The 22,533-nt window shown below is 56.7% G+C and carries 40 protein-coding genes; 3 read left to right on the top strand and 37 right to left on the bottom strand.

Annotated features, from left to right (window positions below; genetic code table 11):
• Positions 1–855 (bottom strand): phage head morphogenesis protein, encoded by an 855-nt coding sequence (locus GNZ13_RS32240; protein ID WP_216675110.1) that lies wholly within the window; start codon positions 853–855, stop codon positions 1–3.
• Between GNZ13_RS32240 and GNZ13_RS32235 the strand changes: the two genes are divergently transcribed.
• Positions 854–1,102 (top strand): hypothetical protein, encoded by a 249-nt coding sequence (locus GNZ13_RS32235; RefSeq protein ID WP_172172124.1) that lies wholly within the window; start codon positions 854–856, stop codon positions 1,100–1,102. The two genes, GNZ13_RS32240 and GNZ13_RS32235, sit on opposite strands and share 2 nt — an antisense overlap.
• Before the next feature lies 1 nt (position 1,103).
• On the opposite strand, the gene GNZ13_RS32230 is transcribed toward GNZ13_RS32235, so the two are convergent.
• From GNZ13_RS32230 to GNZ13_RS32210, 5 genes are read right to left on the bottom strand one after another with little or no spacing between them, the layout of a single operon-like run.
• Positions 1,104–1,391 carry a hypothetical protein gene (locus tag GNZ13_RS32230; RefSeq protein ID WP_172172122.1) on the bottom strand — a complete coding sequence of 96 codons (288 nt, stop codon included), beginning with the start codon at positions 1,389–1,391 and terminating at the stop codon, positions 1,104–1,106.
• Between the two features lie 9 nt (positions 1,392–1,400).
• Positions 1,401–2,930, bottom strand: coding sequence for an SGNH/GDSL hydrolase family protein (locus GNZ13_RS32225; protein ID WP_172172120.1), 1,530 nt, complete (start codon positions 2,928–2,930; stop codon positions 1,401–1,403).
• Positions 2,931–2,934: 4 nt separating this feature from the next.
• On the bottom strand, positions 2,935–3,255 hold the full coding sequence (locus GNZ13_RS32220) for a hypothetical protein (RefSeq protein WP_172172118.1): 321 nt from the start codon (positions 3,253–3,255) through the stop codon (positions 2,935–2,937).
• Positions 3,252–4,820, bottom strand: a complete 1,569-nt coding sequence (locus GNZ13_RS32215) for a DUF1073 domain-containing protein (protein ID WP_172172116.1) — start codon at positions 4,818–4,820, stop codon at positions 3,252–3,254. Before GNZ13_RS32215 ends, GNZ13_RS32220 begins: the two co-directional genes overlap by 4 nt.
• Entirely contained in the window at positions 4,817–5,929 is a 1,113-nt protein-coding gene (locus GNZ13_RS32210; protein ID WP_236002284.1) for a hypothetical protein, read from the bottom strand. Before GNZ13_RS32210 ends, GNZ13_RS32215 begins: the two co-directional genes overlap by 4 nt.
• Before the next feature lie 156 nt (positions 5,930–6,085).
• On the opposite strand from GNZ13_RS32210, the gene GNZ13_RS52905 reads away from it, so the two are divergent.
• Positions 6,086–6,403 carry a hypothetical protein gene (locus GNZ13_RS52905; RefSeq protein WP_236002283.1) on the top strand — a complete coding sequence of 106 codons (318 nt, stop codon included), beginning with the start codon at positions 6,086–6,088 and terminating at the stop codon, positions 6,401–6,403.
• Positions 6,404–6,449: 46 nt separating this feature from the next.
• On the opposite strand, the gene GNZ13_RS32205 is transcribed toward GNZ13_RS52905, so the two are convergent.
• From GNZ13_RS32205 to GNZ13_RS51705, 31 genes are all read right to left on the bottom strand, one after another.
• Positions 6,450–6,929: a Hin recombinase gene (locus tag GNZ13_RS32205; protein ID WP_172172114.1), complete on the bottom strand. Its 480-nt coding sequence runs from the start codon at positions 6,927–6,929 to the stop codon at positions 6,450–6,452.
• Positions 6,930–7,472: 543 nt separating this feature from the next.
• Complete coding sequence (locus GNZ13_RS32200) at positions 7,473–7,670, bottom strand: hypothetical protein (protein WP_172172112.1); 198 nt, start codon at positions 7,668–7,670, stop codon at positions 7,473–7,475.
• On the bottom strand, positions 7,670–7,792 hold the full coding sequence (locus GNZ13_RS53600; protein WP_268959203.1) for a hypothetical protein: 123 nt from the start codon (positions 7,790–7,792) through the stop codon (positions 7,670–7,672). The genes GNZ13_RS32200 and GNZ13_RS53600 overlap by 1 nt, the downstream gene beginning before the upstream one ends.
• Complete coding sequence (locus GNZ13_RS32195) at positions 7,789–7,986, bottom strand: hypothetical protein (RefSeq protein ID WP_172172110.1); 198 nt, start codon at positions 7,984–7,986, stop codon at positions 7,789–7,791. The genes GNZ13_RS53600 and GNZ13_RS32195 overlap by 4 nt, the downstream gene beginning before the upstream one ends.
• 3 nt (positions 7,987–7,989) lie before the next feature.
• Positions 7,990–8,367 (bottom strand): hypothetical protein, encoded by a 378-nt coding sequence (locus GNZ13_RS32190; protein ID WP_172172108.1) that lies wholly within the window; start codon positions 8,365–8,367, stop codon positions 7,990–7,992.
• A gap of 2 nt (positions 8,368–8,369) precedes the next feature.
• Positions 8,370–8,639, bottom strand: a complete 270-nt coding sequence (locus GNZ13_RS32185; protein ID WP_172172106.1) for a hypothetical protein — start codon at positions 8,637–8,639, stop codon at positions 8,370–8,372.
• Between the two features lie 132 nt (positions 8,640–8,771).
• Complete coding sequence (locus tag GNZ13_RS32180; protein ID WP_172172104.1) at positions 8,772–9,080, bottom strand: hypothetical protein; 309 nt, start codon at positions 9,078–9,080, stop codon at positions 8,772–8,774.
• A complete protein-coding gene (locus GNZ13_RS32175) occupies positions 9,077–9,478 on the bottom strand; it encodes a hypothetical protein (RefSeq protein ID WP_172172102.1) in 402 nt (133 codons plus the stop codon). Before GNZ13_RS32175 ends, GNZ13_RS32180 begins: the two co-directional genes overlap by 4 nt.
• 112 nt (positions 9,479–9,590) lie before the next feature.
• The gene (locus GNZ13_RS51710) at positions 9,591–10,031 is read right to left on the bottom strand and encodes an HNH endonuclease (protein ID WP_216675109.1); all 441 of its coding nucleotides are present in this window, start codon (positions 10,029–10,031) and stop codon (positions 9,591–9,593) included.
• On the bottom strand, positions 10,028–10,237 hold the full coding sequence (locus GNZ13_RS32170) for a hypothetical protein (protein ID WP_172172100.1): 210 nt from the start codon (positions 10,235–10,237) through the stop codon (positions 10,028–10,030). Before GNZ13_RS32170 ends, GNZ13_RS51710 begins: the two co-directional genes overlap by 4 nt.
• 177 nt (positions 10,238–10,414) lie before the next feature.
• Positions 10,415–10,681, bottom strand: a complete 267-nt coding sequence (locus GNZ13_RS32165) for a hypothetical protein (protein ID WP_172172098.1) — start codon at positions 10,679–10,681, stop codon at positions 10,415–10,417.
• Positions 10,678–10,932: a hypothetical protein gene (locus tag GNZ13_RS32160; RefSeq protein ID WP_172172096.1), complete on the bottom strand. Its 255-nt coding sequence runs from the start codon at positions 10,930–10,932 to the stop codon at positions 10,678–10,680. The genes GNZ13_RS32165 and GNZ13_RS32160 overlap by 4 nt, the downstream gene beginning before the upstream one ends.
• Positions 10,929–11,519 (bottom strand): hypothetical protein, encoded by a 591-nt coding sequence (locus tag GNZ13_RS32155; RefSeq protein ID WP_172172094.1) that lies wholly within the window; start codon positions 11,517–11,519, stop codon positions 10,929–10,931. Before GNZ13_RS32155 ends, GNZ13_RS32160 begins: the two co-directional genes overlap by 4 nt.
• A complete protein-coding gene (locus tag GNZ13_RS32150) occupies positions 11,516–11,968 on the bottom strand; it encodes a hypothetical protein (RefSeq protein ID WP_172172092.1) in 453 nt (150 codons plus the stop codon). Before GNZ13_RS32150 ends, GNZ13_RS32155 begins: the two co-directional genes overlap by 4 nt.
• Positions 11,965–12,606 (bottom strand): recombination protein NinG, encoded by a 642-nt coding sequence (locus GNZ13_RS32145; RefSeq protein ID WP_172172090.1) that lies wholly within the window; start codon positions 12,604–12,606, stop codon positions 11,965–11,967. Before GNZ13_RS32145 ends, GNZ13_RS32150 begins: the two co-directional genes overlap by 4 nt.
• 139 nt (positions 12,607–12,745) lie before the next feature.
• On the bottom strand, positions 12,746–13,180 hold the full coding sequence (locus GNZ13_RS32140; RefSeq protein ID WP_172172088.1) for a hypothetical protein: 435 nt from the start codon (positions 13,178–13,180) through the stop codon (positions 12,746–12,748).
• Positions 13,177–13,629, bottom strand: a complete 453-nt coding sequence (locus tag GNZ13_RS32135; protein WP_216675108.1) for a hypothetical protein — start codon at positions 13,627–13,629, stop codon at positions 13,177–13,179. Before GNZ13_RS32135 ends, GNZ13_RS32140 begins: the two co-directional genes overlap by 4 nt.
• The gene (locus GNZ13_RS32130; protein WP_172172086.1) at positions 13,626–13,826 is read right to left on the bottom strand and encodes a hypothetical protein; all 201 of its coding nucleotides are present in this window, start codon (positions 13,824–13,826) and stop codon (positions 13,626–13,628) included. Before GNZ13_RS32130 ends, GNZ13_RS32135 begins: the two co-directional genes overlap by 4 nt.
• Positions 13,823–14,581: a hypothetical protein gene (locus GNZ13_RS32125; protein ID WP_172172084.1), complete on the bottom strand. Its 759-nt coding sequence runs from the start codon at positions 14,579–14,581 to the stop codon at positions 13,823–13,825. Before GNZ13_RS32125 ends, GNZ13_RS32130 begins: the two co-directional genes overlap by 4 nt.
• On the bottom strand, positions 14,578–14,922 hold the full coding sequence (locus tag GNZ13_RS32120; protein WP_216675107.1) for a hypothetical protein: 345 nt from the start codon (positions 14,920–14,922) through the stop codon (positions 14,578–14,580). Before GNZ13_RS32120 ends, GNZ13_RS32125 begins: the two co-directional genes overlap by 4 nt.
• The gene (locus GNZ13_RS32115; protein ID WP_172172082.1) at positions 14,919–15,653 is read right to left on the bottom strand and encodes a hypothetical protein; all 735 of its coding nucleotides are present in this window, start codon (positions 15,651–15,653) and stop codon (positions 14,919–14,921) included. Before GNZ13_RS32115 ends, GNZ13_RS32120 begins: the two co-directional genes overlap by 4 nt.
• On the bottom strand, positions 15,653–16,123 hold the full coding sequence (locus GNZ13_RS32110; RefSeq protein WP_172172080.1) for a hypothetical protein: 471 nt from the start codon (positions 16,121–16,123) through the stop codon (positions 15,653–15,655). Before GNZ13_RS32110 ends, GNZ13_RS32115 begins: the two co-directional genes overlap by 1 nt.
• A 307-nt stretch (positions 16,124–16,430) precedes the next feature.
• The gene (locus tag GNZ13_RS32105; RefSeq protein WP_172172078.1) at positions 16,431–16,877 is read right to left on the bottom strand and encodes an LPD29 domain-containing protein; all 447 of its coding nucleotides are present in this window, start codon (positions 16,875–16,877) and stop codon (positions 16,431–16,433) included.
• The gene (locus GNZ13_RS32100) at positions 16,874–18,607 is read right to left on the bottom strand and encodes a DnaB-like helicase C-terminal domain-containing protein (protein WP_172172076.1); all 1,734 of its coding nucleotides are present in this window, start codon (positions 18,605–18,607) and stop codon (positions 16,874–16,876) included. Before GNZ13_RS32100 ends, GNZ13_RS32105 begins: the two co-directional genes overlap by 4 nt.
• Positions 18,604–19,368, bottom strand: a complete 765-nt coding sequence (locus tag GNZ13_RS32095; protein WP_172172074.1) for a replication protein — start codon at positions 19,366–19,368, stop codon at positions 18,604–18,606. The genes GNZ13_RS32100 and GNZ13_RS32095 overlap by 4 nt, the downstream gene beginning before the upstream one ends.
• Positions 19,369–19,377: 9 nt before the next feature.
• A complete protein-coding gene (locus GNZ13_RS32090) occupies positions 19,378–19,563 on the bottom strand; it encodes a hypothetical protein (protein ID WP_172172072.1) in 186 nt (61 codons plus the stop codon).
• Between the two features lie 105 nt (positions 19,564–19,668).
• Entirely contained in the window at positions 19,669–19,839 is a 171-nt protein-coding gene (locus GNZ13_RS32085) for a hypothetical protein (protein WP_172172070.1), read from the bottom strand.
• A gap of 76 nt (positions 19,840–19,915) precedes the next feature.
• A complete protein-coding gene (locus GNZ13_RS32080; RefSeq protein WP_172172068.1) occupies positions 19,916–20,239 on the bottom strand; it encodes a hypothetical protein in 324 nt (107 codons plus the stop codon).
• On the bottom strand, positions 20,236–20,913 hold the full coding sequence (locus GNZ13_RS32075; RefSeq protein WP_172172066.1) for a phage antirepressor KilAC domain-containing protein: 678 nt from the start codon (positions 20,911–20,913) through the stop codon (positions 20,236–20,238). Before GNZ13_RS32075 ends, GNZ13_RS32080 begins: the two co-directional genes overlap by 4 nt.
• On the bottom strand, positions 20,910–21,338 hold the full coding sequence (locus GNZ13_RS32070) for a transcriptional regulator (RefSeq protein WP_328807330.1): 429 nt from the start codon (positions 21,336–21,338) through the stop codon (positions 20,910–20,912). The genes GNZ13_RS32075 and GNZ13_RS32070 overlap by 4 nt, the downstream gene beginning before the upstream one ends.
• 162 nt (positions 21,339–21,500) lie before the next feature.
• Positions 21,501–21,797 (bottom strand): hypothetical protein, encoded by a 297-nt coding sequence (locus GNZ13_RS51705; protein ID WP_216675106.1) that lies wholly within the window; start codon positions 21,795–21,797, stop codon positions 21,501–21,503.
• 90 nt (positions 21,798–21,887) lie between these two features.
• Here GNZ13_RS51705 and GNZ13_RS32060 point away from each other — a divergent pair, with 90 nt between their 5' ends.
• Positions 21,888–22,421 carry a helix-turn-helix domain-containing protein gene (locus GNZ13_RS32060; protein WP_172172064.1) on the top strand — a complete coding sequence of 178 codons (534 nt, stop codon included), beginning with the start codon at positions 21,888–21,890 and terminating at the stop codon, positions 22,419–22,421.
• The last annotated feature ends 112 nt before the right edge of the window (positions 22,422–22,533 follow it).

Below are 22,533 nucleotides of genomic sequence, written 5' to 3'. Positions count from 1 at the left end.
TCAGTCCTCTAATCCTGGGATGATAGATTGCGCCGTACACCTACAGTTAGGCAATTGCCCCGGCCAGATGTACTCGCCGTCGATCTCGCAACCTTTCGCGGTGTCGTAGACCTTGCCCTTACCGCCATCGGCCTGACTGGCTGCGATATGGGATTGACGGGGTTTCTTGCCGCCGTGCGAATGCCGCCAGCGAGCTTGGGTGATGCCAAGTTCCTGTTGACGCGTGCGGTTGATGACAGCCGTCATCTTGTTAGCCTGGTCGCGCGCTATAAAAGACGCACGTTTCTTCGTAATGTCGTACCGCTTGGTCAGTTCTTCTGTCAGCGTCCCGAGATCGCGCCCTTGTTGCATGGAGCGCATCACCAAGCCTTCGACCTGAGTCAGATGCTCGGATGCGATACTTTTGATCAGCCCTACGTTCTCGCCGATTGCCGCTTGCATGGCGTTATTGACGTCATACGTCGCACGGAACTCAACTGTAAATCCGGCCTTCTTCAGCACATCCTTCAATTGCAAGTCTGTGGCGCCGGCCGCTTTGTCGACGAAATACTTGGCCAGATCTTCCGAACCCTTGCCGAACGCCTTCAGCCATCGTCTCGACATGCGGTGCATCGCACGACGCATTGCATTGGCTGGGCTACCATCGCGGAAAGCCTCCCAGCCAGCATCCTGCGCGAGTGTAGGCGGGGGATTAGCCCGGTACTGCGCCTGGATGAAATACACGAGAGACCTGTGCATCATCTCGATCCAGCGCTGCAACTGCTTGTTGTATGCCGCCTCGACCCCGGCATTGGGTCGAACCGGTCGGAGTAGAATAGGTTTCCCAGTCGGCGAAACGAGTTTCGGAGCGGGCATGAAAGAAGGTATCGAAGTGGATTACGTGGGCTATGACCACGAAGAGCCGCAACGCGTGGTTGTGTACGTTGGCGAGAACGATGAGTATTCAGCCCGGTTCAATCTGTCCGACCTGCTGGACACCGAACTCGATATGTTCCTGCTGAAAAACGGCTTGACCGATAGCGCAGGCAAACCGCGGTTCGATGCGATGGAATTGGAGCTAACCGAGATGGTTAGGCGGATCAGGGCGATCAAGTACGGCTAGGTCAGAACTTCGCCCAAGTCGCCAATGCGACCGAATACACGAAAGTATTTCCGGCGAACTGGGCAATAGTGGCGGTCGTGGCCGCTACGGTGTCGATATTTCCTGTGACGCTCAGGCCACCCGCCCCCATGCACTTGAGCATGTGCTTCTGTCCATCAACGAGCCCGGTCGTAGGGAGCGCCTGGGTGATCGCGGAGGCGCTGTTGTAAATCGTCAACTGCGGGCTTGATGCCGACAATGCGACTGCCGCTGTTACTGTCTGGGAGCCGCCCGGTGTGCCTGCGTACATGGATTTTCCTCAGGACAGGGTTGCACCGTAGGCTGCGACGACTGCTCTCAAACCAGTTTGCTGCGAGGCGATTTCGGCATTGACCGCGAGCTGCAACGGGTGAATGCCATCGGGCGAGCCGTTCGCAATCCACACGCCGGGCGTCACGATTGACTCCATGCTGATTGCCCGATCCAGCAGATAGATTGCCGGATGCCCGGTTTGCCCAATCCGGAGAATTCCCGCACCGCTCGAGCCGGTTGCCGCAGCAACGAAGCCCGTCGCCAGAGTCCCAGTTACCGCGGCGCCATCACGCAGCCATGCGTTGTAAAGCTGGGCAGCACCACCCGCCACCCACGCCGACAGTGGCGTCTGATTGGCCTCTGTTACCCATCCATCCGTTGACGTCGACTGGGGTGTAACCGTCAATGGAATGACTGCGGCTTTCCTACGCATGCAACGCGCCCACATTTCCAGGTTGTTTGCCTGTACCTGGGCCAGCGTCTGGCCATTGTGGAAGTCATTCGTAGCCTCGGCAACGGTGACAATATCGGATACGCGGAACAACCGGTCACGTGATTTCGAGCTATTTCCGAGGACGGCAAACTGCATCCGTTCGCTCGGATACCCGAAATTCGCCGTATTGGCAACGCCATTCAGCATCTGGCCGATATCACCAAGGCCCAGATTGTTCGTGTAACCAATTCCATGCGTAATCGAATCACCCATGAAACCAACGGAAGGCACGCGCTGGAGTCCGACGCCGACGAATCGGTTTGCGCTGAAAGCGTAGAATCCCGCGGCCACGTTAGCCGGCCATGCAAATGACAAGGCCTGTGTTTGATCCGTTTCGGTCGTGGTCGAACTGACCTGCGCACCCGGGAAGATCACGCTGTTGAAGTTGAATCCACGCGGAAGCTTCTGACCGTTGGCGACCTGCGCAAATAGTCTCAGGCGCCCCCATGTTCCTGCGGCGGCCTCGAGTTCGATGTAGTCAGCGGCATACCCGATTGCACCAGGATTTAGCGTGCCTGTCGTCTGGCCCTGGAATGTAAGTACGGTATGAATTGTTTCCGCATTAAGGAGCGGCGTGCTGGTAACGGACTGCGAGATGCTGACCGTATAGGTCCCCGCCCCACCAGTGCCGGTGCCAAGGGCCGTAATCGTCGTACCTGCCGCAATCGTTCCGCCTTGCAACGTTTGCCCAACGGCCAGCGCGCCTTGTGGAGTGCCAGTCACCGTCAGTACTGTGGTGGTGATCGAGCCTGTAAAGCACGCGTACGGATAGCAGAACACACCAGTAATTGCAACCGGTGCGGTGATGTCCGTTTCCGATTGCGTGGTAATGCCCGGATCATACCGGCCGTCAAATTCAGGCCGGAATCTCGTGGCTCCGCCAATGAACTGGATCGGCTGTGCTGTATTCTGGGCCTGGGTAGTTGCCGCAGTTGGTGTGTTCGCGTAACAAAGCGCAGGGCCAGCAATGAGCCGTTCCTGCGATTGCGGCGTTGTTGTGGCCGTTGATCCGCCACCGCCACCAGCGTTGATTGTGTAAGGCATGGCGTCAACGATAGTAACTAATGTTGGCAATCGCGCCAGAGGTCACCTGGATCAACTGGATTGCCGACAGGTTGCCGTTGTATTGGAGCTCGTTACCAGTCGCGATCGACATGCCGACCGTGGCAGTAGGAGCTATACCATCATCGCGCCAGCTAATAGCTTGCGTGGATGCCTGGATGACGGCCAGCAAGGCACCAGCCGGCACGGTCAAGGACTGCGCAGTCGACAGGGTGGTGATCTGCTGGAATCCGAGCGGCGTTGCCGTGATGCCTTGAGGGCCAGCCTGGGCAACCCATGGGGTTGTCGGACCAATCTGGAGATTCATTCGTCACCTTTCGTTGATTGCTGTCCGCTGATTTTCTCGGCGCGATTGAGCGGACCCTCTTCGGGTTCCGGCACGTCGGGCAGATCGACGTTGGTCTCAAGCCCGTGATACGGCGAGTCTTCCTCATTCGCAATACGCGTACGGGATTCTTCGGGCGTCAGCACACCAGCACCAATGAGCATGTCATCGGTCTCCGCATCCACCTTGCGAATCGTTGAACGCTGCTCAGGGCTCATCGTGCGCAGCGGCACCCACTCAAATCCGATGCCTGGATCAATTTCGGCGAACAGCGACAACTGAACAAGATTCAGAATCTTCGACAGCGCGGGCGTATAGATCTGCTGGGTTGCGCCAACATTGTCCTGCCACACCTCAATTTCGCCTTCCGAAGTCGCATTCAGGCCAGAAGGCGTGATGCCGGTCAGGTGTACGAGAGGCAGACCTGATGGCGCGCACATCTGCTCCTGGCTTTGTGCCTGAAGCTTATCCAGACCCGCCAAGGATGCCGAGACGTTGGCGAAGTCTTCCGTCTCCTTGTTGACCACGTTCACGCCGTGGTTGTCCCGCGCCAGGTTGAACACCTGCAGGCGGTTGTAGAGGTTGTCAGCGCCGCCTGCACTCAGGATGGTAGCCATGTCCGTCTTGAGCACCCAGACGGTGAACGCGTGTACCAAGTCTGACACGGACTGCCGTGTGCGAATCCAGTTATCCACGTACGGCTTCATCATCTGCGACAGCGACAGCCCAGCGAAGGCATATGCTGGCTTGAAGATATCCGGCACGTCGCGCGTGATGATCGTCAGGAGGCGCGAGGAGTGAATCTCCTTGCCCATGACAAACCAGCTCGTCGGCTTGTAGAACGTCGGATCAAGCGGGTCGTTCGCGTTATACCGGTTCGGGTATGACCAGTTGGCCTCAACGACAGCCAGGCGTTTGATTGAGCCGAGTCCAACCTTGGCCGGCGACTCGACCAGTTCCGTCATCAACTCCTTCGAATCGATCTGGTCGGACTGCATGCCGAGGTCGATAAAGATCTGCGAGCGGCCGAACTTGCAATCCTGCTCGATCGCCTCGCGAAACACGGCCTGCACATTCAGGCGCTTGAACTCGGCTTCGATGCGCTTGATCTTGTTCGACTTGTCTTCCTCGCCAACCGCCTGGAGTTTGATCCACTTGCGAGTCATTTCCCGCGCGTACACCTCGGCGGGACGGCGGAACTCGGGGATCTGCGCCCATGACGCAAGAATCTGGAACCCGGGGAACGCATAACCCTGATCAAAGACAGCATTGACGTTGTCGAGCAGTCCGAGATTCGTCGACGCGTTGTTGGCATTGAAGCCGGCGTCCATCGCGATCTGTTTGCCGCTACTGCCAGATGGCAGTACGCCTTTCATCGGCTCATACGGCGCGAACAGCTCGAGCGCAGTCTTCCGCGGTTTCGTGGCCGGCTTGTGGCGCATGCTCATCACCACGTCGGACGACACCCTCATGCCCGCAGGCTTCGCCGGCACAGGAGCCACGTGCTGCGCGGCCATCTGTGCTTTTTTGCGTTGGCGGCGATTCATCGGGTCTTACCCATGTGGGCGAATTGTTTAAGTGCGTCTTTGGTGATGACCATTGGTCGCTTACTCACCTCGGCGAAGCGATATGCAACGCTGTCAGCAAGGTTCGGGCTTTTCGTGCCATCAGGAGCTTTGTCGACCAGCACCTTGCCTACGGTATTAATCGAGTACGTCGGCTGACTCAGTTCCGTCATCAGCTTCCGTCGCAATGGCATGTCGCTTGAGATGGAGATGATTTCGTCGGGGTCAAAGGGCTGCTTTTCGACCACTGCGCGATAGGTCTTCTGGAACCGTGTCCGCAACGCCCACCAGGCTTGTGCCTTACGGTTGGCAAAGAAGTCCGCGTTCTTGCGGCCCTTGACATCCTCGCCATCAGGATTGAACGGGGCTTCGGATCCGCGAAACGGTTCGACCTCAATCAGTTCGATCTTCTTCTCGGCCCGCTTTTCATTAATGATTCGCGCATCACCGCGGCATCCAGCACCCAGACCATCGGCGTCGTACTTGAACCGGCGATATTCGTGCAGGTCGCTCAGATGGAAAGCCTTCTCGACCGTGGCGAAAATGTCACCGCCCGAGCCAGACCATTCCTCGATCATCTCAATCAAAATGCCGTGCGCGCCGCAGAAGGCATTGTTGTCGCGACCTTCGTCAGCCACATCAAGCGCACCTTCGCGCGCGCCGGTCGGCTCAATTCCCAGTGCCAGATGCGCATTGACCGCTGCCATCACCCAGGCATTCGGAATCAGGACGCCTTCAACCGATGCCGCATAGTTGATGTCGATTTCCTGCGCCACATGGACCGCGTCCATCGTGTCAATCTGCTTCTGATACCAGGCGTCATCTTTGCGCGGGTCGTCACGCCAGTTGAACGTGAACACGGGGATCTTGCCGCCGTGCCGCTTGGCATAGAACGGATTACCAATGCCGTTCGGCGTCGAAATGTCGATCTTGCAGTTCGATGTCTGGCTCAGCGCCGCGTCGATTTTCTCGGGCCGCTCGTAATAGGCCGACTCATCCTTGAAATAGATCGAGGTCCGGTTACCGCGGCCAATGTTGTCGCCTGCCTCACCGACGATCATCGCCCCGTTTTCCGGGTTCGAGATCTTCATGAACGGCGCGTGCGTCTTCTCGACGTAGCCGGCCGGCCTGAATTCTTTGGGCAGACGAGCAATGAAGAACCGCACCTTCCAGAACAGCGACTTCGGGTCGCTCGAGTCGTCTACGTATGACTCTTTGCGACTGCCGAACCCAATCACGGCGCCAGGATGGAATGTCCACATCCACACCGCAAAGGCCGCGCACAGCCAGGACAGTCCCATGTCGCGCGACTTCTCGGCCAGTCCGTCACCGCGCGCGAGCCATCTGTCCCGCAACCATTCTATGAACTCGACCTGTTTGGGGAACATCAGGAACGGTATCGTTCCCGGCAATCCCACTTCGATATTGCGCGGGTCAAACGTCATTCCGAACGTCGAGATGAACTCGACCGGATGCGCTTTGTAGAACTGCTTCAGATTGGCGAGACTGACCTCTTTGTTGCGTATCTTCGCAATCAGCCTCTTGCGCTGTTCGTAGATCGGTAGATAGTCCGGATTGCGCCAGTCGATTGTTATTTGATCGTGCGCCATCTCAGCCTATGAATTTCAGATACTCCTCTTCTGGAGTCAGGCCGCTCTCCGGAGTGATGTCGATTTCCCGCAAAGGATTGCCGCCAGCATCCTTGTTCGCGCGCAACAGATTGAGGCCGATCTCGCTCGACTCGTTCGCCATTCGCGTAAGGACCGCAATGCCCTTCAGGGTCTGGGCGCTTTCTTCGCCTAGCGGCGTTGCGTCATCGATCTCCATCACCTTCCCGTGAGCAATGCCCATGAGCCGGTGAGAGATGGCGGCGCCATATTGCGCAGCGCCTACCGTATGCGTTGTGATGGCGCGTAATTGCGCGGCATAGTCATGCGCACTTATCTGCGCACTTACTGGGAGTGCCTTAAGCGCTACTTCGGTCGCAACTATTTGATTTGCAACGTCTTTTATTTGCTTGATCTGCGCACCAAAACGCTTGCGGATCGCCGATTCAGCGACTCCGAATTCACGCCCGAGTTCGCGGCCCACCTCACCTGCGAGAAGGCGTCTGCGGATTTCTTCCCACTGAGCATCCGTCAGCTTCGATGGTCTGCCCATATCTACGCCTTTGAGTAATTACCACTTCCGACAGAGCGAGCGACCGCCACTTTTCACTCAGACATGCAAATAAAATAGCCCAACCCACTGGGCAAACGCCGATGAGGTCGGCGCGAGGAGATTGGGGAGAGAGCTAATGCGACCGGTACGCATGGCGCTATGGCCTCCGATCGGAGCGCGCTACCGGTGGTGCTTCACCTTCACGACTGACGACTGACGCCGGCAAGTACTGGCATCCGGCCGGAATGCCCCATACGGCTATCTCAATCGTCATGCGTGAAGACGCCAGGCTTCGAACCTGACTCGCCGGCCTGCGTACCGGAGCTTTCCTCTGGCGGGCAGCGGACGAATCGAACGTCACCCGGCTCGGATTTGGAATCCGGCCTGCTCCCTGAGCTACCACCCGTGTTAGGGCTCACCATCGTCCGTCTAACGCTGCATGGCCGACCCATGCTGACGGTGGGAGCGGGGGAATCAGTCGAAACTGACGATCACTTCTCCGACTTTCACGAAATCTTTGGCCATGGAACAGGCTTTCTCGTACACCTCGTCACGCAGTTCCGTGGTGCATTCACGCCCAACCAGGCCAGCGACATACAACTCAATTGCGGCCTGGTAGCCATCTCCGTCGAAGCCGAGAGGTACGTCCATCCTGAATGTCTTGTCAGTCATCACAGCACCATCCGACGAAGTGCATCCAGTTTTGCGATCATCGACGCCTTCAGCGCATCGTCAATCCGCATCCTTTGGATATCGGCTTCGAGGCTGTCGATTAACTGTTGGGCTTCGGTCATTGTCTTGTGCTAAAGAATGCCTGCGCGGCTTCGGCGGGTGTTAGGCCAGCTTCGCGATATCCGCGCAGCACACCATAGGCGTGATCAGTCGGGCGCCATGGCGGGGTGACCAGGACAGCATGCACTGCGGCATCGAACGTATCCAGAGTCCACTCGGCGATGATTGCCTGATCCCGTTCGCTCATGTCGTCCATGGCTCATGCACCAAGCGGCGCGAGATACTTCACGCTATCAACTTCGGCAATCCCGTCGTTAGAGTAGTGCGGGTCATGCACCATCTCGCCCTTGCTGTAGATGACGGCATGATGCACGCCACGCGGCGACCGGCCCACAGCAATATAGAACTCAGGCAACTCATCGACGGGGTGACCGTCTTCCCAGACGAGTTCAAGCTTGAACATATGGTTGAGCCATTCGATCATGCGCGAGGTGTGATCGCCGCGCCCGAACATGTCTTCGAAGGGCGGGACCATCCACAACGGCAGATCAAGCAATGATGCGATGCACGCCGCAAGGCAATTGCCGTTGTGTATGCCGTCAGCGCTATACAGCTTTGTCTGTTTGACTGGTTTCATGCTCACTCCCCCGCAAAAAGCGATTCCGCCGCCCGCCGTGCAGCACTCGGCGCGGTGCGTTCGTCGGCCATGCCGGTGAACAGTTGTTCTGCTCGTTGGCGGGCGGGGCTCCACTCTTGCGATTCCCAGCGTCTCGGAAATTCGGTGATTTGACAATTTGTCACCTCACGCCGCGGCTCTTTGGGCTGGCGACGCTCGCGGGCCTGACTGGCAGCGGCAAGTTCCATCGGGTCCCGGCCAAACGAGTTCGACTGGAAGGTAATGGATGACATGGCGGGCACCAAATAGAAAAGCCCGCGAGGCTTCCACCTGGCGGGCTATGAATTCTGTAGAGGCTTTTTGGGCTCCACAAGTCAAGCATGCCAGAAAATTTCAGGGTTTACAAGCACTTTCGAGAAATATTTTTAATCTGCAGTGCTCCAAGGCTCTTCGAGCACCCTTCTCAGGCATGCCTCAAGGGTAGATGCGGCTACGGCATAGAAGCCTATGGGAGTTTGCGGGTACCAGTGGATTTCCCAGACGGAATTCGTCTCAGCAGCCTTCTGGCATTCTTCGTCAGAAACCCAATCGGCATGACCGTATTCTCCTTCTTCGATCGCTCTTCGGGCATTGACATAACCGGACGCATGACTATTGAACGAGATGGTCATGCTTGAGAATTCGCCCTCCATCAGCCCGCGCAACTGCGACTCCAGCTTTTCGATTTCCCTCATACTTCCTCCGTCACCTTAACCAGCCCGCGCATCACAAATTTTGGATACAGGAGCGTTTTCGCTTCCTGATAAAGCTCGTGCGACTCCTCCGCGCTAATCCGGGGATTCGAGAACACGTCATACCCGACGCGCTTATTGTGCATGCTCGTTTGGATAGCGGCACGGTGCGTCCAGTGCAGCGTGTCAACGAGAACATCCACAATCTCCGAATTGGCCCGCCAGATTTTCTGATCGGCCAGTTCCGCCTTCTCTTTCGGGGTGAGCCACTGATTGCCGGTCTGGTATCCGCGGCATGTCGGATCGCAGCGCGGGGTGCCAAGGGCAGGGAAATAGGCGCTCTGCCAGCGGTGCCACTCCACTAGCAGAGTTTCGACTTGCTGCGATTCGTCTAGCGTCATTCAACACCCCGATCCAGTTAAACAAAGCTTGCAAAATTATACTACGAATTTAGTACGACTTACGACGCTACCCCGTTGAATCCCCAGCGGTTTCACTCATCTTCGAGGCCAGTTAGATTGACTGATTTTCTTGCAAATGTGCCCAATGCTTTCCTGATTTGATCTCATAGATCGTTGTGTTACCAACTCCATACTCCTTCGCTAAGGCTGTCCCAAATTCTCCAGCAGACAGCCTCCTCAAAATCTCAATGACCTCCTTTTCCTTCAATTTCGCCTTACCCGACCGTTCGCCCCTAGTATTCCCTTGACGGCCCCGCTCAACCATGTCCCTTGAGTTATCTTTATGCGTCCCTGGAACCAAATGGTCAGGATTCACCCAGGCTGGGTTATCGCATTTGTGCCTGATCACGATTCCGGCTAGATCTTCTGTGACCAACCCATTGGCTTCTGCGTAAGAAAGTCGATGAGCAAGAAAATTCTTGCCGTCGATCCGCCGAACCCCATACCCTTTTGCGTTCTTGCAATACGAAGTCAAAATACATTGAGTCTTCATTGTTCTTCCCCAGTAACCCCCAGAAACTGATAAGCCACACATCCCGCCTCGACCACCGGCATCTGCGCCACCTCTGGCGGGGCTGGCTTTCGCCTTCCATACAGCGTTGGCGGTGTCGGGCGGAAGGCGAGGAACACGCCGCATAGCAGAGTGCAAGCGAAAATTCCGAGGATTGCTCCAGCAAGGAGAGCGATCAGGTAGAGCATGATTCCCCCGTCCGCCCACAAGGGCACGCCATATTCCCATAGGGATCGGAGCGGGAGCCGCAACTAACGCAGACCTTCAAATAGGCGCGATGGCAACCCCAAACGATGCTGTCGGCGGTCTCTTTGTGCTCGATGCGGTCTTCGCGGTTTGCGTCCTGGTTCATGCGGGCTCCTTGCTCAATAAAGGTTCTCGGAATACAACGTGCCGCCGTTCGTATCATCGCCACCGACGCGACGGATGATCTGCCCAGCGGCCTCGGCGACTTTCCACGCCTCGATGCGAAGCAGGAAATTGCCGCGGTTATCCACGAAGCCTTGATCGACAGGATCGCCCTCTGAATCCAAGGCCTCCGACATGAACAAGTCCCAATGGCGGATGCCAAGCACAATTTGTCCGGTGAAGCGCTTACGGTTTGCGGCACAGACGATGCGGTGGATGGTCATGACTGGTCCTTTGCGGCCAGCGCCATAGCGTTGTCGATCATCTGGCGCAGGTTTAGGCCACGCCGCTCAGTGAAATGCCTATCGCCGAACTCGTCATAGTCGGTCGTCAGGATGCAACCAGCGTCGAGCCTCGCCTTATCCTCCCGGAGTCTCCGCACCTCGGCGATCAGTTCGGCTACCTTCCCTGGCGTGATATGCCCATACCGGTCTCCGGCGCGGTTGATGCGGTCTAGTTCATCGAGGTCGATCATGCTGCCTCCATCATTTCAAGCGCCCGATTACGAAGTGCAAGTGCTTCGTCGGCTGTCGGCTTGCGCGATTCCGGGTAGTCCATTCGTGCTCCTTTGCGGAGATAAACGGTCGACTTCATAGTGATGTCGCCGAACTGAACGAGGCCCAGCAAGACGGGCGCATGCGGGACAACCAGCGTGTGGATATCACTTGTGCCGCACCAGTAATCGCTACCGACGTCGTGCAGGTCGCGGCTCCTTATTTCAAGGTCGCACTCACCGAGGCCGGACCGCGTTCGCGTTTCCGGTGAATACTCGGAGACGTCATAACGCGAGCCGGCGCACTGGCGGAATGTGAGATGCTGAAGCTGCCCGGCGAGAACGGTGCTCTCGAACGAATACCGATGCGTGTGCGGAGTCACCAGATAGGCGTTTTCCGGGCGCGCGATGTTCGTTGGATCGATGAAATACAGCTTCACCGTGAGTTTGTCGGAGCGGTGCAGGCACAGATACTCCATGCCATTCACGTGGTGATTGATGACCGAGTGTTCCGCTGCGGCGGCATGGTCGAGTTCGATTAACATTCTCTTGAAGCAGTTTGCTTTCATGCTGCCTCCTTCGCATACATGAAATCCGGCACGATGAACGTCACCCAGTAATACCCGTCATCGCATGGGCCGACGATTCCGACGTCATCAATGGATGGGTCATGCGCTATCTCGCCGCCACAGCACACTACCGTGTGATTCACGCCCGTCAGGCTGGTGCCGCCGAGCAGGTAATAAGCGCCTTTGTTCTGCGCACCGATTGCCGCCAGCACGTTATCGAGCGAGTCGCCGTTATAGACAATGATCGCCGTTCTGAGTCCGCGACCGGACAGCCAGTCCTCAAAAGCCTTGTTGAATCGCGCGCCATCGGGATCATTGAAATACAGTTCACCGAAGTGCGGCACCGCTTCCGGCTCCAGGTCGAGTAGGCAAGCAATGGCGGTGCGGTGACAGTCGCCAATGGTGCCCTCGGCGGGGCGATGGCGGAAAAGTTGTTTGCGTTTGATCATTCGACAGCCTCCAGTTGATTAACTTCACTCTTGGCTTCAATCCGCTTCTCCAGCCTTCGAGCCTTCTTGTTCATGACCTTCTTGAGTCGCTCTAAGTACTCCACGGACCACTTTGCAGTCCACTGCATGGATTCGATTTCCTCGACGCGGTTGATGCCGATGCGCTCGACGAGGCCCTTGCGAAAATTAACGGCCGAGCCTCCGAGGTCTCGATTACAGCGAACGCATTGCCCTCTAATGGCTGGCAGGTAGTAGCGCATGTGGGGAGCACTACCCACGCTCCTGTAGTGACCCGCATCAAACGTTCCGCCGAACTTCTGCTGCGGGCGAGCACCACACGAAATGCACCCATGCCCAGCCAGTAGATCGCGCAGTCTCGCCACCTTGTTCACTGCAGCCTGTGCTTCGGCAATCCACTCGCGACGCGTCTTAAGCTTGGCTTTCCGCTCCGCGAGAGATTTCCGTTCGTCCTTCGCCGCCCTTGCTGCCGACTTTGCCTTTGCCGCATCATTCAAAGCCATCGCGCACGGCACGCTGCACGCCTTACTCATGCTTGAGATGGGATTGAAATTCGCGCCACAAGACCGGCACCGCTTGGGCTTCAGCGATTTCTTGAGGGGTAGGGAGGTGCGGATCATGCTGCGTATTGCCCAAAGAAAAACGAGACTACGGGCATACCGATGCACAGCAGTAGCAAAGTGCCACGGACGCGCCCGGAGAGATAGATCGGCCACGCAATGGCGTACAGGGCGAAATAGATGATTGCGAGGATGTGACTCACGCTCCACCTCGCGCCTGCATAAACTTCATGTACGGACCGCGCACGAACTTCTCGAAGTTCTGTTTTGCAATCATGCTGTTGTCGAGCTCGGCGCGGCTTTCAATGAGGCATGTCGTCCTGATCCACTCAGCGGCATCGTCAGCATTGTCGACATCGCAGAATTCCCAGAAGTGCGTGGCGTTTGACCACATGCCAGCGAGCTTGGCGAGGGCTCCGCCCCTGGGCTTCTCCGGTTCCGGCTCGCGCTGATCGAAAGCGGTTGCCGCCTCATTCGTGATGCGCGCGAGCGCTACCGGCGTACCGGGCGATCCGAAGAGGGCGAACGCCGCTTGTGCGTGGCGCGGCTCGATGTCTATCGAAAGCCTAAAGGTTCCATCCGCGAGCGTTTTGATCGTCGTCGTGGCACCTGAAACAGCAGCGATATCACTCATACCACTTCTCCTTTCGGCGTATCGATGCCGGGACGCATATCCGTTTCGCCGCACATGTTGCGATGCCAGTTTGCGCAAGCGGCTGCTGTCGTGATTACGTGGTGCTCTGCCTTATCCGCATTGCCAGCGGCATACGCATGCAGAGCCTTCCCGCCCAGGTAACCAAGTAGCCAGAACCAGTCGGCCGGCGTTTTCCCCGCATCGTGCTCGCTACCCCATCGTTGACGCTGGTGCTCGGCCTCGGTGCTGACGGCACGCAGGAAGTCGTTCGATTGCGGCGAGTTGATAATCGCGCTCAGCCGGTCAACCTCTGAATCGGCCAACTTAAGCGACGACTCAAGCGCAGCGATGCGAGTGGCTTGATCTTCGATCGCGTCGGCGGCTTCGTTGGCAAAAATAGCGCCCATGCCATCACGCAGCCTTGTCACCAGTTTGTCGTATTGGCTCATTCCCCCACCCCCACATCAATCACCCTGACCTCAATCGCCGGCCCATCTGCCGACAGCGTTTGCGAGATGGCTTTTTGCTGGAGGGCTGCGGCGAATCGTTCCAGTTTGTCCATACTTCCCACATGAAGCCCATGGTTGCTGGCGAATTCGTACAGTTCGGCGGGGCGGGTAAAGCCTATTACGGGGTAGGGGGTCATGCGGCTTCCAATGAAAATCCAATCTGAATCGGCGCCGACTTGCGATCCCAGAAAATCGGCGACTGTTCTTTCTCAATCCGCTCACGCATGACCATCGCGCGGGATTCTTTGGTGGCTGGGGTATAAGTGCCGCGCCATGCAGAATCAATTCCGATGTTCTGGCCGATGTTCGTGCTATCGGCGCTCGCGAATGGAAAGCGGGTGAACACATCTGGGTTCAGCATGCGCAGGCCGTGGATTTTGCAGATCGGGCGTCCGTCGCGGTCACATAACACATCCATTGCCTCGGCCATACGGATGTACCAGGCTTCGGTGCCGACCGTCGCGAATTCCCCCGAGCTGCCAAGACAGATGCGAGGCCACGCAAAAGCGAGACGCTCAAGCCGCTCAAGGCTTTCATTCAGGTGCCAGACTGGAGCGCCGACCCAGGGTGCATTAGTTCGCCAAGGCCATTCTTCGAGCAGCGCATCGTTTTCCGCTTCTGAGCCGTCGATCACGTCTGGAATAACGGCGAAGTCAAACGGTGGATAGCGATGCAACATTGCAATCCATTCGTAATAGAAAGACCAATCGGTGATGGGCTCACCACTCTTCCATGCAGAGAAGCCGCCATGATCAACCGCAATTGATTGCGCAATCTCCAGCGCGAGCGCTAGCTGATCGGGGTAGCGAGCCGAAATAAACGCGTGACCGCCGAAAATGGCGCGCGCCGCTGCTGTCGCTGGTGTTATTGGTAGACCGTGGTAAGGGATCATCGCGAAACCGCCTCAATCGCAAATTTCGCCTCAACACCTTTCTCGTAGACTGTCGAACCAACCTGAACCCGTTGCATCAGACGCCCGCAATCCCGCAACTCAAAGCCGCGGCGAGTTTCGACGTCTACGCCATGGTGATGGGCTGTGATGACTTGCCGGCCACCGAAGCGGGCGAACAGGTCGTCAGCGATTGCCTCATGAAAAGCTCGCTTATGGAGCGCCGTCGCGGTCGTGATGTGCTCGACATAGATCACCGCATCCGTTTCGATTGTCAGCGCATAGATAATCGCCTGATCGTTGTTCGGGCAATGACTTACGAACTGGTGACGGTGGATATTCATGCCGCAATCTCCTCATCCCGCAAATGAACAACCATGTCCTGTTTAAAAACCCGGCCCGTTGTGCCAGTGGGGGCGGAGACCTGGTTCATTGCGACCGCGAATGGGTTGATTTTTCCGCTCGCGATGTTTTTACGGGTCCGGTACTCGCGGCATTGCATTGAGCGCGGCTTCTTTTCGGGCTTGGGAGCATCGGGTTCTGTGCCCATCGCCCAAATCGCAGTCCAACATCCGCTGCCAAGTGGATTGCTACGCAACCATCCCGAGATTCGATACTTGGTCCCGTGACCGGCGCGCAAAATCTGTGTGGCTCTCTCGTAAGATGCAGGCGTGCGGGCCTCAATCTGACGCGCTGTCATCGGATAACCCCGTTCAAGTTCTCGAGTGATGACTTCTTCGGCCCACGAATACTTGGATACGTACTCGCTCGCCTTGCGTTTAGGGAGGCCAAGTACACGCGCGCGATCAAGAGCCGATTTCCATGTTCGATTCGGCAGGCGATGGAGTTGCGATTTCAATGAACATCCCATCGTCCAGACTCCGCGAAGAACGGCATCTTCCTCATCGGTCCACATGTTGTATCTGGAACCCAGCTTGAGATATCGGGCGCGAATCTGTGCAGCGTCGACAGTCCGTCCGGGAAGTTTCGAAAGGTGCGAAACGATCTCGCCACCGCCTTTCCAGAAACTCGCAAGAATTGCGTCTTCTTCTTTGGTCCAAAGTCGTCCGCCCATTACGCTGCCTCCAGATGACATTGCTCAGCCGCATACATGTGCCCTTCGTTCGCCCGCTTCACAATTGCCTGAAGCGCCGCCTTAATCTCGGCGCGCGTGGCGAGGGCGCACTGTTGGTCATGCAACTCCAGGGCGCGGCGCATAGCCTGCAAGCCGTCGCCATCAAAGGCCCAACGTCCGGTACGATCGGCTCGATACTTGCAATCCATCAGGGATTCCATCGCGGCCTTGACTTCGGGGATGTACTCGGAGCCGTAGTCTTTCTCGGCGAGAACGAGTGCGACGTTCATGGTCGACGCCAGGATGTACCAATCTTCCTCAGAGCCACGCTTGAGCATGTTCTCGAAGGCGATGTGATAGGCGAGGCCCAAGTCACGCCGCTGGCTCGGCATGAGTGGGGACTTGTCGACGATCCGGTCAAGTAGCTTGTTGGGGTTGTACTTGCGTCTCGGTTTTTGGCTGCGGCTCATATAGCCTCCTCAGTATGTAAGAACCAAGCCGCAGCGCTTGCACTGGCCTTTGGCCGGTGACAGCCAAATCTCTTCGCCGCACTGGTTTTCTTCGAAGCACTCACTGCGCGTTTCGCCGGTCCAGTCGTCTTCGACGTCGCGCCAGACTTTCACGGCGCGGTATGGGCATGCGAATATCTTGGCGTTCTCGTCGCGTTCTGCCTGGCAAGTTATGTGACTCATTTCCGTTTCTCCCAAAGAGCCTTGAGGCCCTGCTTGATCTGTTCCGCCGATTCCGGCCCGAATGCTTTACTGATGCTGGCGGTCATCAAAATGGAATCCAGTCGTCGTCTCGCCGGAAAGGTTCGGCACGCTCAAGCACTGCATCCACGCCGGAACCGACTTCGCGGCTGTAGCCGTCATCGTGCGTAATGAAAATTCGCGCAGCGGTCTTGCTGGGTTGCGGATCCAGCACCGGGCCTTCATCGCGGTTGCACACATGGATGAAGTCGGCACCAAAGCTCACCAGTTCGCCATCCATCATGTGGTGGATGCTTCCCTTGTAGTCGATCAGGCCATCAAAATACGAACCCTCAAGCTTGTCGGTGATCGATTCGACTTGCCGCCAGTTCGGCGCGCCGTCCCAGTCAACCTGAATGGATGCACCATTCGCATACGTGCTGCTGCGCACGCGAAATTTCACGCCTGGAAACGACTCTTTGAGAATCTGGCGAATGATCTTCGCGGTCTCGGCACAGTTAATAAAGCGGCTCACGCTGCCTCCTTCTGGACTTTGCGCATGCTGTAGGTATTGGGCAAAACATTCTTCTTATATGGTTTGTAACGTCCGCAGATGTGGTCGTAATCGAACTCGACCATGCCGACTTTGCCGTTGGATTTCTTGCGGACCTTCTGCACATGCACCTGTACCGGCGAGCCGTGCTGCACCATGTCGCGGTAGACCGTAATGCAGTTATCTGCCTTGTTGCGCCAGTGCGCCGAGCCGCTTACGTCATACGGAGTGGGAACCGGATAGGCGCCGGAAGTCTTGTCTTTCTGCAATTTCGTCGGGTGAGCAACGAGCCACACATGCACTTGATTCCGGCGCGCGAATGTGCGGATCTTCGTCAGCGCCTGGCTGATATAGTCCGTTTCAGTAACGTTACCGTCACGGGCCGGGTTGATCTCGTTCCACGGATCGATAATCAGGCCGCGTATGCCGTGGCGAAGCACCAATTGCTGAGACGTATCAAGCAAGCCGTCGACGGTCGGATAGTCCGGCAGCATGAAATGGAAATGATCGTTGACGAACTTCAACGCCTCGCCCATTTCCTTGAACGACATGCGCTCCGTAAATCCTTCGGAGAAAGGCTTTCCTACAATCTTCTCTGTCAACTTTTCAACGTGGTACTTGAGCGGCTGGTTTTCGGGCGAGAAGATGCCGAAATTCCAGCCGTAGTGTTTCGACAGGTTCAAGGCAAGGGCATCCAGCCATTCCGACTTGCCATGCCCTGGGATGCCCGTTACGAGCGTCCATTCGCCAGTCATAACGCGGTACGTGTCGTCCATCTCTGCCCAACTCGTCGACACGCCGCGTTCCGGGCCGTATTCGTAATCGTTGAAGATCGATTCGATAATGTCGTCGACGCTGTACGTTCCTTCGATCGGCAGCGCGCGGGCATTGGCGATGCAGTCGGCCAGCGTCTCGACGCCATGCGTCAGCAGGACTTCGTTAGCATCCTTGCAATCCTTCGGCCAAACGACGATCAGGCATTTTTCGCGACCCAGCCGGCGCACCAGTTCTTCCTGGAGCCGAACGCCGGGCTCATCGCTGTCGACGGCGATGATATGCAGCTTGACGGCTTCAAGCGCCTTCTCGGTCAGGAAATCGAATTTGTTGCTGTACGACTTCGAATCAGCAGCCGGCGCACCGTCAGGGACGGAAACGCAGCTCGTCAGGCCGGCCATTTCGACGGATAGCTTGTCGATTTCGCCCTCAACCCAGACCAGCACTTCTGGATTGATATCGTTGATGCCGTACAGGATTCGCTCGGCACCAGAAGCCATCCGGAACAATTTGTCACGCGTCCGGTACTTGATGTTGATGACCTCTTCGCCACGGAAGTAGGGGAACAGCACGCAGCCGCGCTCTTCCTCGACTTGCGGGAAATATTCCTTACCCAGCGTGATCTGGTTGCGTTGCACGACTTCGGCGGAAATGCCGCGCGTATCGAACCACGCCTGCAGTTCATCAGTTTTCTTGTCGACCTTGACGAAAACGGGCTTGGTGTAGACCTTGCGCACTTCGGGCTTCTGCCATTCGCCGCCCTTGAGCGTGCCGCTCCACGAGCAATGCCAGCAGTTCCACACACCCTTGTCCACGTTGACGTTCAGAACCTTGAGGTTCTTTTTCTTCCGCGTGTGCGAGCATTGCGGGCAAAGCGCCTTGTGTTCCCCGGTCGTGTGGCCGCCAACGTCAATCCCAAAATCGATAAAGTTTTTCATAGCACGAGCTTCGGTCGATTGTCTTGTTCATTCCCGCCGCCTTGCTTCGGGGCTTTGTCTTGCGCCCGGGTGAGCCAGTTCGTCAGGAAACGCGCGTAGTTCGATTTTTTGTTTTTCGGATTGGCGATGATCCAAGCGGAGGCTTTCGAGAGCTCCGCATCCAGGCTAAGGGCCGGATAGGCTTGCTGCCATTTCGCCATGAGACGGGTAGGAATTCCGACCCAGTCACCTTCGGCATCGAGCGAGATTTTCCCGCTCGGTGCAATCTCTTTTGGAGTTGTCTTTTGGGTTGTCTTTTGGGTCGTATTTTGTGGTTGCTCATTCAGCAACCCTAAATGTGCTGATTCGGCAACTCCCCCAGTGCTGATTCGGCAACCCCCAGTTGCTGATTTGGTCACAGTTGCTCTTTCAGCAACTGTTGCTGATTCGGCAACCCGTTGCTCTTTCAGCAACCCCCACTGCGAATGTTTCTTGTTGATGCTCAGGCTATGAGCATGGGTTCCGACTTGACGGTGGATCACCTTGGCGGCCTCCAGTTCACGGACCGTGCGGCTCAGGTGGGTCTTGTCGATGCCAGTCATAGCGGCCAACTGAGACAGGCCAATCTCGTCTGCCTTCTTGTTGAAACCATATGTCTTCCGTATGATCGCCATGACAACCGCCCATTGCCTCGCCGTTAGCCCCGCACCGATAAGCGCTTCCAGTAGCTCGTTTGCGAGCTTGGTGTAACCGTCTTCCAGCTGCGGTGACGCTTCTTCCACACGACCGCCTTAGTTTTCAAACCGCGTCGACTCACGAATTTCAGTTTTGGCGCCAATGGCCTGCATCATCCATTCGCACACGAGAGGCACCTGGTCAGGGTGCAGGCAGACAATTTGGCCCTCATCCCCATCCTGTTGCGAAAGGAACAGGTAACCGGCTTCATCGGTCGTGACTTCGATTTGCATCATTTCCATCTCAGAACTCCTTCAGGTCAAACTTCTTCATTGCCCATGTCACGATGCTCGCCGGCACCAGTGCATGGTTGTGTGCCCACATGAGAGACCGCTTAAGCGCCGTTTTCATCTCAGCCCCTTGTCCGACTCCATGCGCTTTATTTGAGCCGGCGTACGAGCCTTTATTTCGGCGCGTAGCTGGCTCCAGAGCGCAATGCGTTCCTCGATCGTCTCGGCGACGCACAGCTTCACGCCGAGTTCCTGTATGCGCTGCTCGCGGGCTTGGTCGGCATTCATAGCGCACACACCTGATGCACAACTCCCACTACCCACGCCAGAAGAGTCAGGAGTAGTGCAAGGGAGGCGAAAACGATTAATCCGCGCATGATGGTTCCTTCATGTCCTCGGTGACGTCTTCATCGACCGGAACACCGTTGATAGGGCGAAGCTTGCGATCCGGGGCGCATCCATAGAAGGCTTTCCGTGAGCGCATGTATTGACCATTCAGCCCCACAGGAGCATCTACCGGAGAGCCCACAAACTTGATCACCCACTCATATTCCTGGGCGCATTGCGTGAACCCGTCCGGAAGCGCGAAAGAAACACCAATCGGTGCGCGCGAAAGGACTTCCACGATGCGTCCGGCGAACTTGGAGCCGCCGACAATGAATGCCAGGTCGCCTTGTTTGACGTTCATGCGGCCTCCGCGCCGTACTTGCGTTGCAGATAGACTTGCCCACGACCCGTGACGACGGTTTTGAATGTCGGGTGCGTCTCGCCTTCGGAGTCGCGCCAGACGTTCTCGATCACACGGAAATATTCGCGGTCGAGGTATTGCTGATACGGGCGGTTGTTCGACATGAGGATGTGGTCATCACGCAGGCGCCGGAACAGGCGGTTCTGACCGGTTCCGAGCAGCCGCGCCATGTCGCCAATGCTGATCGAGTCCTCGGTGTTACGGACTGCGTGAGCGAATTCGACGGCCGGCGCCTGTTCAGTGATCGTCTGCTGCAATTCGATCACCTTCTCGGTGTACTGAAGCAGGGCAGTGCGCAGGAATGCGGGGTCGTTGAGGTTGATGGCGGGTTGATCCACCTTGGCCTCGAGTTCTTGCCAGCGATCAATGATCTTGGCGCGCAATTCGACGCTGTAACCGGACACCACAACCATCGTGTCGCGATAGTTGAGATGGAACTCGAAATAGGTCTGTTTGTTCTGCGGGTGAACGTAAGGGGTCTCGTTTCCGAAAACGACACCCTTTTCGACCAGCGCGCGGACGGTCTTGAGTACGTTGTCGTGCGAGCTGCCAGTCAGTTCCGCGATTTCGCGGCTCGACATCGTTTGTTCGAGATTGGGGATAAGAGCATTCACGCTGCTTTTCCTTGCAAGAGTTGACGGAGCAGCTTGTTTTCCTTCTCGGCCTCTTCGCGCTTTGCCCGCTCCTCTTCGGCGCGACGCTCCGCTTCAGACTGGATCATCACCAGCGTGCAACCTACCTGGTAGGCGAGCCACTCGGGGTAGATCTGGTTGCCGACGATCTTGCAGAACTGCACGAGCAGATCGGCGTCGAGCGTCGCCATGCCTTTCTTCATCTTGGAGAACGTGCCGGCATCGATGTTGAGCGACATGGCAATCTCTTTGTCTTCGAGCCCGCTGGCATCGCACGCAAGGGTGAAGGCCGCGCCCTTGCTGCGTTTTGCCCGGATCATCTCGATAGGCATCTCAATCATTTCCGGCTTCCTTGAAAGAGGCAGTTCTGGCTGATCCTCAACCAGACGACAAAGAGTTGAACTCACTTGGATATCCCCCAAACCGCAAAAAAAGGGACTATTCGTCCCATGCTGCAGTGCCACTTAACGCGGCTTATCGATCCAACAACTATGAAAACCGTTATGCCTAACTCAACCACTACTTTTCGCAGTACTAACGCCGGTCCGCGTCAGCTGATGCGTGAATCGTTACTGCTGCATCCGCGCCTCTCTGGTCTTGCGACTCGTACCACCCGGATTGTTCTGAGCGTCGTCCACCGTCTTGATGCGCTCAGCAATCCCGCCATCGTTGTCGGTGATCGGTGCCGAGAAGCCCTCCGGAATCGCCTTACCGACTCGCACCGCCGCACCAATAACAAGGTCCGTGGTCTTCTGGTCGAGTTGATCCGGCCATTGCGAAATGCGCGCATTAGTCAGGCGCATCGCAGCACACAGCGCCTTGCGTGTGCCGAAAATCCTGATGGCTTGTTCTTTGGAAAGGGTCATCACTGTCTCACTGAATGCGTTTCCGCAGTATAGCCGCCTAAACGTCAAACAGCAAGATACCTAAACCAATTTTCGTTTAGATTCCTACACATGAAAGAACTATCAGAGCGCATCCGGAAAATCATCCGGGACACGAAGCGCAAGCAGATCGAGCTGGCGGCCGATGCGGGGGTGAGCAAGGGCCTTGTAAGCCAATGGCTCAAGGGAACTACGGCTTCAATCAGCTTGGACGCGGCACGGAATATCGCGCGCGTCCACGGCTACAATCCTGGCTGGGTGATGCGGGGAGAGTCGCCGGAGAAGGGACCGGACAGTACTTTTGTCGCCCAGCCGCGCAGCGCCGACCTGAACCGGCTTCTTGCCGAACTCGAAGATGTCGAAAGCATGGGCCCGCAATGGGCTGAACTCGCACAGGCGATAACAGCGCTAGTCCACCGGCTCAAAGAAGCGCAAAAAATGGCGCGTCTTGACTATTTAACGTCCGAAATGCGCGCTATCGTGGAGTCTTTGAGCAAGATCGACAAGGCGGGTGGCGAGGAACGTGAGCACGTCATCGGTCAGATATCCCACATTCTGCGCGGGCCCAAGACAAGATTACCCATCAAAAAAGAGCATTCTTCATAACTCTTTATGACGTTAAATTCTAAGTAAGAATACCCTTACCAAGGGTTTACCCTATAGTTTAACGTTTGCGCGCTGCTGAATAATGTCTGACCAACTGTAAGTTGGCGGCCAA

The organism is Paraburkholderia elongata (genome assembly GCF_013177735.1).
GTDB classification, from domain to species: Bacteria; Pseudomonadota; Gammaproteobacteria; order Burkholderiales; family Burkholderiaceae; genus Paraburkholderia; species Paraburkholderia elongata.
Note: the sequence above shows the minus strand (reverse complement) of the source record. Positions and strands in the feature narration are given on the sequence as shown.

Excerpts from the sequence above, each read along its gene's own strand:
- GNZ13_RS32235 (WP_172172124.1), top strand. The coding sequence starts at position 854 with ATGAAAGAAGGTATCGAAGTGGATTACGTGGGCTATGACCACGAAGAG.
- GNZ13_RS32240 (WP_216675110.1), bottom strand. The coding sequence starts at position 855 with ATGCCCGCTCCGAAACTCGTTTCGCCGACTGGGAAACCTATTCTACTC.
- GNZ13_RS32230 (WP_172172122.1), bottom strand. The coding sequence starts at position 1,391 with ATGTACGCAGGCACACCGGGCGGCTCCCAGACAGTAACAGCGGCAGTC.
- GNZ13_RS32225 (WP_172172120.1), bottom strand. The coding sequence starts at position 2,930 with ATGCCTTACACAATCAACGCTGGTGGCGGTGGCGGATCAACGGCCACA.
- GNZ13_RS32220 (WP_172172118.1), bottom strand. The coding sequence starts at position 3,255 with ATGAATCTCCAGATTGGTCCGACAACCCCATGGGTTGCCCAGGCTGGC.
- GNZ13_RS32215 (WP_172172116.1), bottom strand. The coding sequence starts at position 4,820 with ATGAATCGCCGCCAACGCAAAAAAGCACAGATGGCCGCGCAGCACGTG.
- GNZ13_RS32210 (WP_236002284.1), bottom strand. The coding sequence starts at position 5,929 with ATGAAGATCTCGAACCCGGAAAACGGGGCGATGATCGTCGGTGAGGCA.
- GNZ13_RS52905 (WP_236002283.1), top strand. The coding sequence starts at position 6,086 with ATGGAATGTCCACATCCACACCGCAAAGGCCGCGCACAGCCAGGACAG.
- GNZ13_RS32200 (WP_172172112.1), bottom strand. The coding sequence starts at position 7,670 with ATGACTGACAAGACATTCAGGATGGACGTACCTCTCGGCTTCGACGGA.
- GNZ13_RS53600 (WP_268959203.1), bottom strand. The coding sequence starts at position 7,792 with ATGACCGAAGCCCAACAGTTAATCGACAGCCTCGAAGCCGATATCCAA.
- GNZ13_RS32195 (WP_172172110.1), bottom strand. The coding sequence starts at position 7,986 with ATGGACGACATGAGCGAACGGGATCAGGCAATCATCGCCGAGTGGACT.
- GNZ13_RS32190 (WP_172172108.1), bottom strand. The coding sequence starts at position 8,367 with ATGAAACCAGTCAAACAGACAAAGCTGTATAGCGCTGACGGCATACAC.
- GNZ13_RS32185 (WP_172172106.1), bottom strand. The coding sequence starts at position 8,639 with ATGTCATCCATTACCTTCCAGTCGAACTCGTTTGGCCGGGACCCGATG.
- GNZ13_RS32180 (WP_172172104.1), bottom strand. The coding sequence starts at position 9,080 with ATGAGGGAAATCGAAAAGCTGGAGTCGCAGTTGCGCGGGCTGATGGAG.
- GNZ13_RS32175 (WP_172172102.1), bottom strand. The coding sequence starts at position 9,478 with ATGACGCTAGACGAATCGCAGCAAGTCGAAACTCTGCTAGTGGAGTGG.
- GNZ13_RS51710 (WP_216675109.1), bottom strand. The coding sequence starts at position 10,031 with ATGAAGACTCAATGTATTTTGACTTCGTATTGCAAGAACGCAAAAGGG.
- GNZ13_RS32170 (WP_172172100.1), bottom strand. The coding sequence starts at position 10,237 with ATGCTCTACCTGATCGCTCTCCTTGCTGGAGCAATCCTCGGAATTTTC.
- GNZ13_RS32165 (WP_172172098.1), bottom strand. The coding sequence starts at position 10,681 with ATGACCATCCACCGCATCGTCTGTGCCGCAAACCGTAAGCGCTTCACC.
- GNZ13_RS32160 (WP_172172096.1), bottom strand. The coding sequence starts at position 10,932 with ATGATCGACCTCGATGAACTAGACCGCATCAACCGCGCCGGAGACCGG.
- GNZ13_RS32155 (WP_172172094.1), bottom strand. The coding sequence starts at position 11,519 with ATGAAAGCAAACTGCTTCAAGAGAATGTTAATCGAACTCGACCATGCC.
- GNZ13_RS32150 (WP_172172092.1), bottom strand. The coding sequence starts at position 11,968 with ATGATCAAACGCAAACAACTTTTCCGCCATCGCCCCGCCGAGGGCACC.
- GNZ13_RS32145 (WP_172172090.1), bottom strand. The coding sequence starts at position 12,606 with ATGATCCGCACCTCCCTACCCCTCAAGAAATCGCTGAAGCCCAAGCGG.
- GNZ13_RS32140 (WP_172172088.1), bottom strand. The coding sequence starts at position 13,180 with ATGAGTGATATCGCTGCTGTTTCAGGTGCCACGACGACGATCAAAACG.
- GNZ13_RS32135 (WP_216675108.1), bottom strand. The coding sequence starts at position 13,629 with ATGAGCCAATACGACAAACTGGTGACAAGGCTGCGTGATGGCATGGGC.
- GNZ13_RS32130 (WP_172172086.1), bottom strand. The coding sequence starts at position 13,826 with ATGACCCCCTACCCCGTAATAGGCTTTACCCGCCCCGCCGAACTGTAC.
- GNZ13_RS32125 (WP_172172084.1), bottom strand. The coding sequence starts at position 14,581 with ATGATCCCTTACCACGGTCTACCAATAACACCAGCGACAGCAGCGGCG.
- GNZ13_RS32120 (WP_216675107.1), bottom strand. The coding sequence starts at position 14,922 with ATGAATATCCACCGTCACCAGTTCGTAAGTCATTGCCCGAACAACGAT.
- GNZ13_RS32115 (WP_172172082.1), bottom strand. The coding sequence starts at position 15,653 with ATGGGCGGACGACTTTGGACCAAAGAAGAAGACGCAATTCTTGCGAGT.
- GNZ13_RS32110 (WP_172172080.1), bottom strand. The coding sequence starts at position 16,123 with ATGAGCCGCAGCCAAAAACCGAGACGCAAGTACAACCCCAACAAGCTA.
- GNZ13_RS32100 (WP_172172076.1), bottom strand. The coding sequence starts at position 18,607 with ATGAAAAACTTTATCGATTTTGGGATTGACGTTGGCGGCCACACGACC.
- GNZ13_RS32090 (WP_172172072.1), bottom strand. The coding sequence starts at position 19,563 with ATGGAAATGATGCAAATCGAAGTCACGACCGATGAAGCCGGTTACCTG.
- GNZ13_RS32085 (WP_172172070.1), bottom strand. The coding sequence starts at position 19,839 with ATGAATGCCGACCAAGCCCGCGAGCAGCGCATACAGGAACTCGGCGTG.
- GNZ13_RS32080 (WP_172172068.1), bottom strand. The coding sequence starts at position 20,239 with ATGAACGTCAAACAAGGCGACCTGGCATTCATTGTCGGCGGCTCCAAG.
- GNZ13_RS51705 (WP_216675106.1), bottom strand. The coding sequence starts at position 21,797 with ATGACCCTTTCCAAAGAACAAGCCATCAGGATTTTCGGCACACGCAAG.
- GNZ13_RS32060 (WP_172172064.1), top strand. The coding sequence starts at position 21,888 with ATGAAAGAACTATCAGAGCGCATCCGGAAAATCATCCGGGACACGAAG.